This is a genomic window from Micromonospora phaseoli (assembly GCF_900109115.1).
In the GTDB taxonomy this organism is placed as follows: domain Bacteria; phylum Actinomycetota; class Actinomycetes; order Mycobacteriales; family Micromonosporaceae; genus Micromonospora; species Micromonospora phaseoli.
The window spans coordinates 307,075-319,470 of the sequence record NZ_FNYV01000002.1 but is presented as its reverse complement, the minus strand read 5'-3'; the positions used below and the strand labels follow the sequence as shown (position 1 = coordinate 319,470).

General features: G+C 68.9%; 7 protein-coding genes. 5 read left to right on the top strand and 2 right to left on the bottom strand.

Going from position 1 to position 12,396, the window contains the following annotated elements:
* Nucleotides 1-24: 24 nt before the first annotated feature.
* From BMY89_RS06260 to BMY89_RS06240, 5 genes are all read left to right on the top strand, one after another.
* Entirely contained in the window at nucleotides 25-1,098 is a 1,074-nt protein-coding gene (locus BMY89_RS06260; protein WP_092376355.1) for an ABC transporter permease, read from the top strand.
* Nucleotides 1,095-2,084 carry a galactofuranose ABC transporter, permease protein YjfF gene (gene yjfF / locus BMY89_RS06255; RefSeq protein ID WP_092376352.1) on the top strand — a complete coding sequence of 330 codons (990 nt, stop codon included), beginning with the start codon at nucleotides 1,095-1,097 and terminating at the stop codon, nucleotides 2,082-2,084. The genes BMY89_RS06260 and yjfF overlap by 4 nt, the downstream gene beginning before the upstream one ends.
* 27 nt (nucleotides 2,085-2,111) lie before the next feature.
* On the top strand, nucleotides 2,112-3,614 hold the full coding sequence (gene araA, locus BMY89_RS06250) for an L-arabinose isomerase (RefSeq protein ID WP_092376348.1): 1,503 nt from the start codon (nucleotides 2,112-2,114) through the stop codon (nucleotides 3,612-3,614).
* 506 nt (nucleotides 3,615-4,120) lie between these two features.
* Complete coding sequence (locus tag BMY89_RS06245; RefSeq protein WP_092376345.1) at nucleotides 4,121-6,214, top strand: family 43 glycosylhydrolase; 2,094 nt, start codon at nucleotides 4,121-4,123, stop codon at nucleotides 6,212-6,214.
* Between the two features lie 466 nt (nucleotides 6,215-6,680).
* Nucleotides 6,681-7,670 (top strand): LacI family DNA-binding transcriptional regulator, encoded by a 990-nt coding sequence (locus tag BMY89_RS06240; protein WP_198413983.1) that lies wholly within the window; start codon nucleotides 6,681-6,683, stop codon nucleotides 7,668-7,670.
* An 86-nt stretch (nucleotides 7,671-7,756) separates the two neighbouring features.
* Here the strand turns inward: BMY89_RS06240 and BMY89_RS06235 are convergent, their stop codons facing one another.
* Together BMY89_RS06235 and BMY89_RS06230 are read right to left on the bottom strand one after the other, a co-directional pair.
* Nucleotides 7,757-9,127, bottom strand: a complete 1,371-nt coding sequence (locus tag BMY89_RS06235; protein ID WP_092376338.1) for a glycoside hydrolase family 10 protein — start codon at nucleotides 9,125-9,127, stop codon at nucleotides 7,757-7,759.
* A gap of 500 nt (nucleotides 9,128-9,627) precedes the next feature.
* Complete coding sequence (locus BMY89_RS06230; RefSeq protein ID WP_092376335.1) at nucleotides 9,628-12,369, bottom strand: beta-L-arabinofuranosidase domain-containing protein; 2,742 nt, start codon at nucleotides 12,367-12,369, stop codon at nucleotides 9,628-9,630.
* Nucleotides 12,370-12,396: the final 27 nt, after the last annotated feature.

Here is a 12,396-nt window from a genome sequence, read left to right as displayed (position 1 = left end):
CGCGAAACGAAGCGGAGTGCTGTCATGAGCGACGCCAACCTCCGTCTGCGTACCCTGGTCGGTCATCGGCTGTTCTGGCCGGTCGCCGTCCTCGTGGCCATGCTGGCGGCCAACACGATCTACCGCCCCGGCTTCCTCGCCATCGAGGTCAACAACGGGCACCTGTACGGCACTCCGATCGACATCCTGCGGTTGAGCGCGCCGCTGATCCTGGTCGCGCTGGGCATGACCCTGGTCATCTCCACCGGCGGCATCGACCTCTCGGTCGGCTCGATCTGCGCCATCAGCGGCGCCATCGCCTGCCTCTACATCAGCGAGGCGCCGGATCAGAACAATCTCGGCATGGTGTTCACCGCACTCGCGATGGCCCTCGGCGTCGCGCTGGTGCTCGGCGCGTGGAACGGCGTGCTGGTCTCGATCATCGGCATTCAGCCGATCATCGCCACGCTGATCCTGATGGTGGCCGGCCGGGGTCTGGCGCAGTTGATCACCGAGGGTCAGATCATCACCATCAACTCCGGTCCGTACCGGGCGATCGGCCTGGGGCACTTCCTGACCCTGCCGCTGGCGATCTTCATCGCGTTGGGCGCGGCCCTGCTCATCGCGGCGTTCACCCGCCGGACCGCGCTCGGCATGATCGTGGAGTCGGTCGGTGGCAACCGCGAGGCGAGCCGGCTGGCCGGCATCCGGTCGGGACGGGTCGTCTTCCTGGTCTACGTGGTCAGCGCCGCCTGCGCCGCCATCGCCGGCTTCATGATCACCGCGAACGTCTCCAGCGCCGACGGTAACGCCGCCGGCCTCTGGGTGGAGCTCGACGCGATCCTCGCGGTCGTCATCGGTGGCACCTCACTGGCCGGTGGCCGGTTCTATCTCAGCGGCACCATCCTCGGCGCCCTGATCATCCAGACCCTCACCACGAGTGTGTACGCCATGAACATCTCCCCGCAGACCGCGTTGCTGTTCAAGGCGGTCGTCGTCATCGCCGTCTGCCTCATCCAGGCACCGGCCTTCCGCGCCAAGTTCGGCCGGCGCAGGCGTGGCACCCCGCCCCCGCCGGCCCCGTCGCCGCAGCGGCAGAAGGAGGAGGTGCCGGCATGAGCGTCAGCTCGCTGACCACCAGGCCGAGCTGGGCCAAGCTGCCCCGGCGGCAGATGCCGGTGCTGGCCACCCTCGCCCTGCTGCTGGTGATGTACGGCATCGGGGTGTCCCAGTACCAGGCGTTCTCGAACGTCCAGGTCATCTTCAACATCTTCATCGACAACGGGTTCCTGCTCGTCATCGCCGTCGGGATGACCTTCGTCATCCTCACCGGCGGTATCGACCTGTCGGTGGGGTCGGTGGCCGCGATGACCGCGATGGTCTCGGCATGGCTGCTCCAGTCGGGCCTGCCGGCCCTGCTGGTGCTGGTCATCGCCCTGCTCATCGGCCCGCTGCTCGGGTTCCTGATGGGCTGCGCGATCCACTTCTTCGACATCCAGCCGTTCATCGTCACCCTGGCCGGGATGTTCTTCGCCCGCGGCATGTGCACGTTCATCAGCAACGCGTCGATCCCCATCACCGACGGCTTCTGGACCACGATGTCGCAGTACCGGATCGGGGATCCCCGCGGCAACTTCGTCTCGGTCAGCGTGATCGTCGCGTTCGTCGTGGTCCTGGTCGCCGCGTACGTGCTCGCGTACACCCGGCTGGGCCGCAACGTGTACGCGATCGGCGGCAACCCGCAGTCGGCGCTGCTGATGGGCCTGCCGCTGGGGCGTACCCGGATCGCGGTCTACACCATCAGTGGCCTGTGCGCGGCGATCGGCGGGATCCTGCTGTCGTTCTACACGCTCTCCGGCGCGCCGCTGATCGCGGTGGGAATGGAACTCGACGTGATCGCGGCCGTGGTCATCGGCGGCACCGTGCTCACCGGTGGCTCCGGGTACGTCTTCGGCACCGTGCTCGGGGTCCTGGTGCTCGGCGTGATTCAGACTTTGATCACTTTCGATGGCAGCCTGAACTCCTGGTGGACCAAAATTGTGATCGGCGGCCTGCTCTTCGCGTTCATCCTGCTCCAGCGCCTGATCGGCATCCGCTACAAGTAACCGCCCCTCTCGCGGAAGGCAACTCCCATGGCAACACACCCTGCACCCGAGGTCTGGTTTCTCACCGGAAGCCAGGCGATGTACGGCGAGGACACCCTCCGGCAGGTGGCCGACCAGTCCCGTCAGATCGCCGCCCTGCTCGACGATTCGCCGCACATCCCTGCCCGGGTGGTCTGGAAGCCGGTCCTGACCACCAGCGCCGACATCCTGCAGATCTGCCGGGATGCCGCCGTGCAGGGTGCGGTCGGGGTCATCGCCTGGATGCACACCTTCTCGCCGGCGAAGATGTGGATCTCCGGCCTGGACACGCTGCGCACGCCGTTGCTGCACCTGCACACCCAGGCCAACGTCCGGCTGCCATGGGACGAGATCGACATGGACTTCATGAACCTCAACCAGGCCGCCCACGGCGACCGGGAGTTCGGGTTCATCCAGACCCGGCTGGGCGTGGCCCGCAAGACGGTCGCCGGGCACGTCTCCGACCCGCGGGTGGTGACCCGGGTCGGCGCGTGGACCAGGGCGGCGATCGGCTGGTCGGCGATGCGTTCGTTACGCCTGGCCCGCTTCGGCGACAACATGCGCGACGTGGCGGTGACCGAGGGGGACAAGGTCGAGGCGGAGCTGCGCTTCGGTGTCTCGGTGAACACCTACGGGGTCAACGACCTGGTGCGGGTGGTCGACGAGGTTGCCGAGGCGCAGATCGACGACCTGGTCAAGGAGTACGACGACACCTTCCGGGTCGCCGCCGAACTGCGGCCCGGCGGTGAGCGGCACGACTCGCTGCGCTATGCCGCCCGGCTGGAGCTGGGTCTGCGTACGTTCCTGGATGCGGGCGGGTTCCGCGCGTTCACCACGAACTTCGAGGATCTCGGTGGCCTGCGCCAGCTGCCCGGCATCGCCGTGCAGCGGCTGATGGCCGACGGCTACGGCTTCGGCGGTGAGGGGGACTGGAAGACCTCGGTCCTCGTGCACACGCTGAAGGCGATGGCGGTGGGCACCGACGGCGGAACGTCGTTCATGGAGGACTACACCTACGACCTGACGCCCGGAGAGGAGCTGATCCTCGGCGCCCACATGCTGGAGGTGTGTCCGACGATCGCCGCCGGCGTGCCGAACGTGGAGATTCACCCACTCGGTATCGGCGGTCGGGAGGACCCGGTCCGGCTGGTCTTCGACGCGGAGCCGGGCCCGGCGGTGGTGCTCGGCCTGGCCGATATGGGCGAGCGGTTCCGGTTGGTGGCCAACGAGGTCGACGTGGTGCCCCCGCCGCAGCCGCTGCGGCGGTTGCCGGTGGCCCGGGCGGTCTGGCGGCCACGGCCGCACCTGGCTGGCTCGGCCGAGGCATGGATCACCGCGGGCGCTCCGCACCACACGGTGCTGTCGCAGGCGGTGGGGGTGGAGGAGCTGCACGACCTCGCCGAGATGAGCCGCACCGAGCTCGTCGTCATCGACGCCGACACCGAGCCCCGCCGGTTCGCCGACGAGCTCCGATGGAACCAGGCGTACTACCGTCTCGCCCGGGGCTTCTGAACGATGATGCGGCTCTGACGGCGCTCCGTACTGCCGCGGTGGCCGTCGGACGACCAGCACCGTCCGACGACCGAGGTCGTCCGTCAAGCCCTCTCCGGCGGCCCGAGTGCTCGGGCCGACCGGGTTCCCGGCCGGTGTGCCATCCCCACCGGCCGGGAACCACCTGACGCCGCTGCCGGGGCAGTGGCCGTAGCGTGTTCCCACCCCGCTGGTTCAGCTGCGCCAGGCCGGCTCTGACCGGGCCGTGGGAGCTCTCCCGTCACGCAGTGGAAGTCGTCGATGTTACGTCTTGACTAACGGCGTGTTATCGCTCACAGTCGACAGTGAAGACGGACGATATCTGTGGCTGCCGGGCCCTAGCGCGTCTCTTCGAAAAGCATGATCGCGTGGCTTTCCCCTGGGCGGGGTGCTGTTGTTAGCGATCACATCTTGCTCGGGGGAACCCGCCGCAGTAGCGACCGTCCCGTGTGATCGTTCGGCTTCTCAACAGCTTGGTAAGGAGGATCATGGCTACCTCAGGCGAGGTCTCGTGGGCCCTGCCGCGGCGGCGCGGGTGGTTGTCGCGGGTCGCCGCCGCGGCCGCGGCGCTGGTGGTGGGTGGCACCCTCGTGGCGGTGGCGCCGTCACCGGCGTCGGCCGCGACGGTGGACACGAATGCCTGGTACGTCTTGTTGAACCGCAACAGCGGCAAGGCGTTGGACGTGTACAACCTGGCCACCAACGACGGGGCGCGGATCACCCAGTGGGCCCGGAACAACGGCAACCAGCAGCAGTGGCAGTTCGTCGACTCCGGCGGCGGCTACTACCGGCTGAAGTCACGGCACTCGGGCAAGGTGCTGGACGTCTACAACTTCTCCACCGCCAACGGTGCCAGCATCGTTCAGTGGGCCGACGGCAACGGAACGAATCAGCAGTTCCGGCTGGCGGACTCGGCCGGCGGGTACGTGCGGTTGATCAACCGGAACAGCAACAAGGTGGTGGAGGTGCAGAACGCTTCCACCGCCGACGGCGGCAACATCGTGCAGTACGACGACTGGGGCGGCAACAACCAGCAGTGGCAACTGGTCCGGGTCGGTGACGCCGGCACCCCGGGCAACCCCGGTGGCAACTTCACCAACCCGGTGGTCTGGCAGGACTTCGCCGACGTCGACATCATCCGGGTCGGCGACGTCTACTACATGTCCGCCTCGACCATGCACTACTCGCCGGGCGCGCCGGTGCTGCGCTCGTACGACCTGGTGAACTGGGAGTTCGCCGGGCACTCGGTGCCACGACTGGACTTCGGCACCAAGTACGACATGGGCAGTGGGCAGCATGCGTACGTGGACGGCATCTGGGCCTCGACCCTGAACTACCGGCAGAGCAACCAGACGTACTACTGGGCCGGGTGCATCGACTTCGCCCAGACACACATCTACACCGCGTCTTCCGTCGACGGCACCTGGAGCCGGCACGCCACCATTCCCAACTGCTACTACGACGCCGGCCTGTTGATCGACGACAACGACACCATGTACGTCGCGTACGGCAACGGCACCATCAGCGTGGCGCAGCTGTCGGCGGACGGACGCACCCAGGTGCGGGCCCAGCAGGTGTACCAGACGCCGTCGAGCATCGGCACCCTGGAAGGGGCGCGCTTCTACAAGCGCAACGGCGCCTACTACATCTGGCTGACCCGCCCCGCCAACGGCCAGTACGTGCTGAAGTCCACCAACGGTCCGTTCGGCCCGTACGAGCAGCGACAGGTGCTGCTCAACATGCAGGGCCCGATCTCCGGCGGCGGGGTGCCCCACCAGGGCGGCCTGGTGCAGACCCAGAACGGCGCCTGGTACTACATGGCGTTCACCGATGCCTACCCGGGTGGCCGGATGCCGACGCTGGCACCCATCACCTGGACCGCCGACGGCTGGCCGCAGGTGCAGACGGTCAACGGCGCCTGGGGCGTCAACTACCCCAACCCGTTGCCGCTGCGGCCGGTCAAGCCCCTCACCGGTGCCGACACCTTCGCCGGCACCACCCTGGGCCCGCAGTGGGAGTGGAACCACAACCCGGACAACAGCCGGTGGTCGGTCAGCAACGGGCTGCGCCTGCAGACCGCGACCGTCACCAACGACCTCTACCGGGCACGCAACACGGTGACCCACCGCATCCAGGGGCCGACCTCGACCGCGACGATCGAGCTCGACTACTCCACGATGCGCGACGGTGACCGTACCGGGCTGGCCATGCTGCGGGACGCCTCGGCCTGGATCGGCGTCCGGCGGGACAACGGGGCCACCCGGGTGGTGATGACCAACGGCCTGACCATGGGCAGCAACAACTGGGACACCACCAGTACGGGCAGCGAGATCGCCAGCGCGGCGGTCTCCGGGGGGCGGATCTGGTTGCGGGCCAACGCCGACATCAGACCGGGCAGCGGCCGGCAGGCACGCTTCTCGTACAGCACCGACGGAGTCAACTTCGTCTCGTTGGGCAACGCCCTGACGCTCAACAACAACTGGACGTTCTTCATGGGATACCGGTTCGCCATCTTCAACCACGCCACCCAGGCACTGGGCGGCGCGGTGACAGTGCGACGCTTCGAGTTGACCACGCCGTGATCCTGCTGATCACGCGAACCTCGGAGCGGGTGCGGCGCTCACCTCCGGCAGCGCCGCCCGCCGGGGCGGAGGTCACCGTACTCCGGTGACCCGCGGGTGGTGCCCGGTGATGGACCGGGCGCCACCCGCGTACGCCTGGACGGGGTCCGTCCGTACGCTGCGGCCGGACCCCACGGGTGTGGCGGTGGCCCGGCCTCCGCCACGGCCAACGGTGCGGCCAGATCATCTTTGTCAATCGTTATCGATGACGAGACCGACATCCGGCACACGTCCTTGACCTCCCGGCGTCCGGAGACGGCGCTGGCGTAGACTGTGCGTGATCTAGCGCTCTCCACCCGGTCGGCACGGGCCGGTGTGGGCGCCGCGCGAGGGGTTCTCTCTATCCAGGCCGTGCCAGTCAGCGTCGACGGGCAGCGGCGACCGACGGGCATGCGGGGAGTGTGAGATGGCCGTACGCGATCCTGCGATGACGGACGTGGCCCGCCTCGCTGGTGTCTCTCACCAGACGGTGTCGCGAGTGCTCAACGGTCACCCCAACGTGCGTGAGCAGACGCGGTTGCGGGTCCAGGCTGCCATCGCCGAGCTGGGCTACCGGCCGAACCGGGCGGCCCGCGCGTTGGTCACCGGTCGATCGCAGGTGATCGGCGTGGTCGCCCAGAACACCACCCTCTACGGTCCGGCGTCGCTGCTGGCCGCGCTGGAGCAGACCGCCGCCGAGGCGGGTTTCGCGGTCAGCGTGGGCAGCGTGCGGGATCTCGATCACCGTTCGATCTCCGCGTCGGTCGAGCGGCATCTGGCACACCGGGTCGCCGGCATCGTCGTGATCGCTCCGGTGGAGTCGGCCGGCGAGGCGCTGGAGCGGCTACCGAAGGACGTCCCACTGGTCACCGTCGACGGGGATCCCCGCCGGCCGATGCCGCTGGTGACGGTCGACCAGACCGCCGGTGCCCGGGCCGCCACCCAGCACCTGCTCGACGCCGGCCACCGCACGGTCTGGCACGTGTCCGGGCCGTCCGACTGGTTCGACAGCGCCGGCCGTATCGAGGGCTGGCGGGCGGCGTTGCTCGCGGCCGGAGCGGAGATACCGCCGTTGGTACCGGCGGACTGGTCTGCCGCGGCCGGCTACCGGTGCGGCCAGATGCTGGCCCGGATGCCCGACGTCACCGCGGTCTTCACCGCCAACGATCACCTGGCCCTCGGGGTGCTGCGAGCGCTGCACGAGCACGGCCGCCGGGTACCCGACGACATCAGCGTGGTCGGCTTCGACGACGTCCCCGAGGCCGCCTACTTCATCCCGCCGCTGACCACCGTGCGACCGGACTTCGGCGCGGTGGCCCGGGCGAGCCTGGCGATGCTGCTGGCCCAGATCGGGTCGGCCAGCGGCGGCGCGTTGCGTGAGACCATCGCGCCGTCCCTGGTGCCCCGTCAGAGCGTCGGCCCGCCGCCCCGTCGCTGAGTCGACCGCTGCGGCTCCGTCGCTGTCCGCCCCGAGGCCGGGTGCCCGGCCCGGGGTTGCCGGGCCGGGCACGTCCGTCTCTCGGATCAGCTGGCGGTGCAGGTCGGGGTGCCGGACGGGCCGACACCGGTGCCCTGGAAGCCGAACTCCGTGTTACCTCCCGCGCTGACCTGGCCGTTGTAGCTCACATTGCTGAACGCCACCGTCCCGGTACCGCCGCTGGCCTGGGCGTTCCAGGTGCCGGTGACCGCCGAGCCGGAGGGCAGCGTGATCCGCACCGTCCAGCCGCGGATCGCCGACGAGCCGGCGACCACCCGCACGGTGGCCACGAAGCCCCCGTTCCACGAGTTCAGCGACACCGAGGCCGTGCAGGCGCCACCGGTCGGGGGTGGGGTCGTGGTCGGCGGCGGGTTGGTCGGGGTGGGTCCGGAGACGCTGTTCAACGCGTTGAGCACCGAGTTGTACGCGGCCTTCTTGTTGCCGCTGCGGTCGAAGAGCAGCGGGTTGTCGCTGCGCCACGAGTCGCTGTCGCGCACCCCCCAGACGGTGATGCCGGTGCAGCGGGTCACGGCGAGGCAGGCGCGGGTCACCCGCTCGTAGATGCTGGCCTGGTTGCCACCCTGCTCGACGTCGAGCTCGGTGATCTGCACGTCGATGCCGAGATCGGCGAAGCGTTGCAGGTTCGCCTGGTAGTCGCTGGCGAGCGTGGTGCCCAGGTGGGACTGGAAGCCGACGCAGTCGATCGGCACGCCGCGGGCCTTGAAGTCACGCACCATGTTGTATATGCCGGTGGACTTCGCGTTGATCCCGTCGGTGTTGTAGTCGTTGTAGCAGAGCTTGGCGCCGGGATCGGCGGCGCGGGCCGCCCGGAACGCGGCTTCGATCCAGTCGTTGCCGGTGCGCTGCAGGTTCGAGTCACGCCGGCCGCCGCTGCCGCCGTCGGCGAACGCCTCGTTCACCACGTCCCACGAGTGGATCTTGCCGCGGTAGTAGCTGGCGACCCTGGTGACGTGGTTGATCGCGGCGTTGCGCAGCGCGCTGCCGGACATGTTCTGCGCCCAACCGGGCTGCTGGGCGTGCCACAGCAGGGCGTGGCCGCGCACCGACATGCCACGGGAACTGGCGTGGTTGACGATCCGGTCCCCGTTGGTGAAGTTGAAGACGCCCTGCTGCGGTTCGGTGGCGTCCCACTTCATCTCGTTCTCGGCCACCACCGAGTTGAACTCGCGGTTGAGGATGGTGGCGTACTGGCTGTCGGAAAGTCTGTTGGCCGCGACCGCCGCGCCGAAGTAGCGGCCGCTCTGGGCCGCTGCGGCACCCAGCGTGGTGGCGGCGGCGTTGGCGGCCGGCGCGATCAGCGCGATCGGGGCGAGCAGCGCCGCACCGGCGGCGAGGGACAGCAGGACGGTACGCGGCCGGATTCTCGGCGAATCGCCGGTGTTGGAGCTGAGATTCATGACTGGACCTTTCTGGGGTGGTACGGCACGTTGCGGGGACGCGACGGCGGACGATCTGGGCACGGCGGTGCCAGGCCGACGCGGCGACGTGGCACGTCGATGCCAGTGAGATCTGTGGTGTGTCCGCCCGCTCGGGACAGCCGGTTGCCTCGAGGCGGATCGGTGGTGCCGGCCGTCGAGGGTGCCCTCCGCGCGGTTGGTTACGCGCGGCTCCTCGCGGCTCTGGCCCGGACAGGTCGCCGGTCGGCGGCGGTTTCGGTTGACACCCCGCGTCGGCCGGATGGCCGGCGACCTCGAACAGGAGCGTGCCCGTTGCTCCTTGGCCCGAAGCTAGCATGTTATCGATAACATGCTCAAGTGATACCGATTGATGTGAAGGCTGTCGCGAGACGAGCCGATGAGCCGTGACAGCGGCGATGTGTGGGCCAGACGGGTCGGCCCGGTGCCGCAGACGGTCGATCCGCCTGCCACACCGGGCCGCCACCCGGTTACCGGGTCGACTAGATGAACCGCCAGCGGTGGTCGCTCGCGCCGTTGTCGTCCCAGATCACGATCTGGGTGCCCTGGCTGGACGAGGCTCCGTTCACGCCGAGGACCCGTCCGCCGTTGGCGGACTGGATCCGGAAGTAGCCGTTGGCCCCGTACCGCAACCGCCAGCGGTTGCTGGCCGCACCGTTGTCGGCCCACTGCACCACTCGGGCGCCGTTGCCGCTGCCGCCGTTCTCCACACCCAGCACCTTCCCGCTGTGCGAGTTGCGCAGCCGCAGATACCCGTTGCCGTCCACGATCGCGGTCCAGAGGTGGTCCGCCGTGCCGGTGTCGCCCCACTGGATCACGAGGCCGCCATCGGTGGTGGACATGTTCTGCACCCCGAGCACGAGACCGGTGGCCAGGTTCTGGATCCGGCGGGCCCCGTTGGGTACGAACCGCCACTGGTTGTCCGGCGTACCGTTGTCGGGATCCTGCACCACCCGGGCACCCTGGGCGGTGGAGCCGTTGAGAATGGCGAGCAGCTTGCCGGTGTGCCCGTTGCGGATCTTCTGGGAACCGTCGCCCACGTCGACGATCGTCCATCGATGGTCGGCGGTGCCGGTGTCCGACCACTGCACGACCTGTGCGTTGTCGGCGGTGGACATGTTCTGTACGCCGAGCACCTTGGCGCTGTTGGCGTTGCGGAGCTTCACCGTGCTGCCGTCGACGACCAGCTGCCAGTCGTGGTCCAGGGTGCCGGTGTCGCCCCACTGCAGGGCCGGGGCGCCGTCGGCGGTGGACATGTTCTCGATGCCGAGCACCTGGCCGGTGGCGGAGTTGACGAGCCGGAACGTGGCACCGGCGGGGCCGGTCTGGCCGCCGGCGCTCCAGTAGACGGTGTAGTTGTGCCCGTGCGCGTCGTAGAAGGGGATCAGGTTGACCGTGGCGCCGTTGGCGGTGGCGGTGAAAGCGAGTGCTGAGCTGCTGGTCCGGGTGACCGATGTGGTGGCCAGGGCGGGCAGCGCCGACAGCGCGGTGTTGCCGTAGTTGCCGGAGAGCACCGCCGGGCCGTAGGTGAGCGCCACGACGTTCGGGTCGTCGTTGGCGGGCGACACGATCACCCGCATCGGCAGGCGTACGGTGACGGTGTCGCCCGGGCTCCAGGAGCGGGTGAGGGCGGCGTACGTGCCCGGCGTGGTGGCTATGTTCTGCGCTGTTCCGTTGACGCTGACCGTGGCGCCCTGCGTCCAGCTGGGAATGCGGATCCGCATGGTCCACGACCCGCCGACGCTGCCGGCGACGGTGAGGGTCGTGGTGTCGCTGGCCGGGTAGCTGGTGGTCTGGGTGACCGTGATGCCGCGCTGCGACCAGTCGAGCACCGACGGCATGAACAGGTTCACCGTCAGCGTGGTGCCGTTGTGGAAGTAGATCGAATCCATCAGCGTGGTGTTGCTCTCCAGCCCGGTGCCCTGGCAGCACCAGAAGGAGTTGTAGTCGGTGCTCCAGGTACCGCCACCCCAGGCCGGCCCCACCCCGCGCCGGCCGCCGGCCTGTAGGGGCGTGAAGTAGGTGATGTGCCCGTGGTTGTCGGCCGGGTTCTGTGCCCCGACGAGGTGGTTGAGCAGGGCCCGCTCGTAGAAGTCGAAGAATGCCGTCCGGTTCGGGTCGAGCAGCCACAGCTCCCGGGTCAGCTTGAGCATGTTGTAGGTGTTGCAGTGCTCGCAGGTGTCGTTGCGCAGGTATCCGGCGATGGCGTTGGGGGCCCGGAAGTGTTCGGCCTGGCTGTTGCCGCCGATCGCATAGGTGCGGGTGTTGACGGTCAGGTTCCAGGCGTTGCCGGCGATGTCGCGGTAGCGGGTGGTGCCGGTGGCCTTGAACTCCCGGGCCGCCCCGATCCACTTCGGGATCTGGGTGTTGGCGTGCAGGCCGTTGAGTTGGTCGGAGTTGGCGGCGAGGGGGTTGAAGACGGCGGCATGGTCGAAGCGCTGGGCGGCGGTCAGCCAGCGGGCGTCGCCGGTCTGCTGGTACAGGTCGGTCAGCACCGCGTTCATCCCGCCGAACTCGGTGCCCAGCATGGCCTGCATCTGGGCCGAGGTGAGCCGGCCGGTGCGCCAGTCGACCCAGCCGGCGAGCGCCAGCAGGACGTCGCGTGCCTGGGTGTTGCCGATGTGCCGCCACACGTCGAGCAGCCCGGTCATGGTCTTGTGGATGGTGTAGTACGGCACGTTGCCGTTGTTGAGCGTGCGGGCTTCCAGGGCGGTGAAATCGGATTCGGGGTAGCCGCAGAGATACCCCGTGTTGAAGCCGGCCGCCGCGTTGTTGGCCTGGCACTTGGCCAGCTCGGCCACCATCACGTTGGCCTTGTCGCGGCAGTTGGTGTCGCCGAGCACGGCCCACATGTGCGACCAGGCGGTCAGGAAATGCCCCTGAGAGTGGGTGCGGAAGGGGAAGTTCGGTGCTTCCCAGCCACCGGTCGCCGCGGCCCCGCCGGTGGAGAGGCGGTGGTTGGCGCGGAAGTTGTAGAGCAGCCGGTTGACGTCGACGAAGCGCAGATAGTTCAGGGTTCGGTTCTGGTTGTCGAGCCAGCGGCTCGCGGTCAACCGCACCTGCCCCATGTCGAACGCATAGGCGGAGACGCCGATGTCGGGCCGGGCCGGGGGGATCGCCGCGCCGGCGGAGCCGCCGACGAGGTGGGGGCCGACGGCGGTGGCGACGACCGCCGCGCCAGCGGCTTGGAGTACGTGCCGACGATTGAGGGACGGGTACGGCATGACGGCCTCCTGGATTCGGGGCTGATG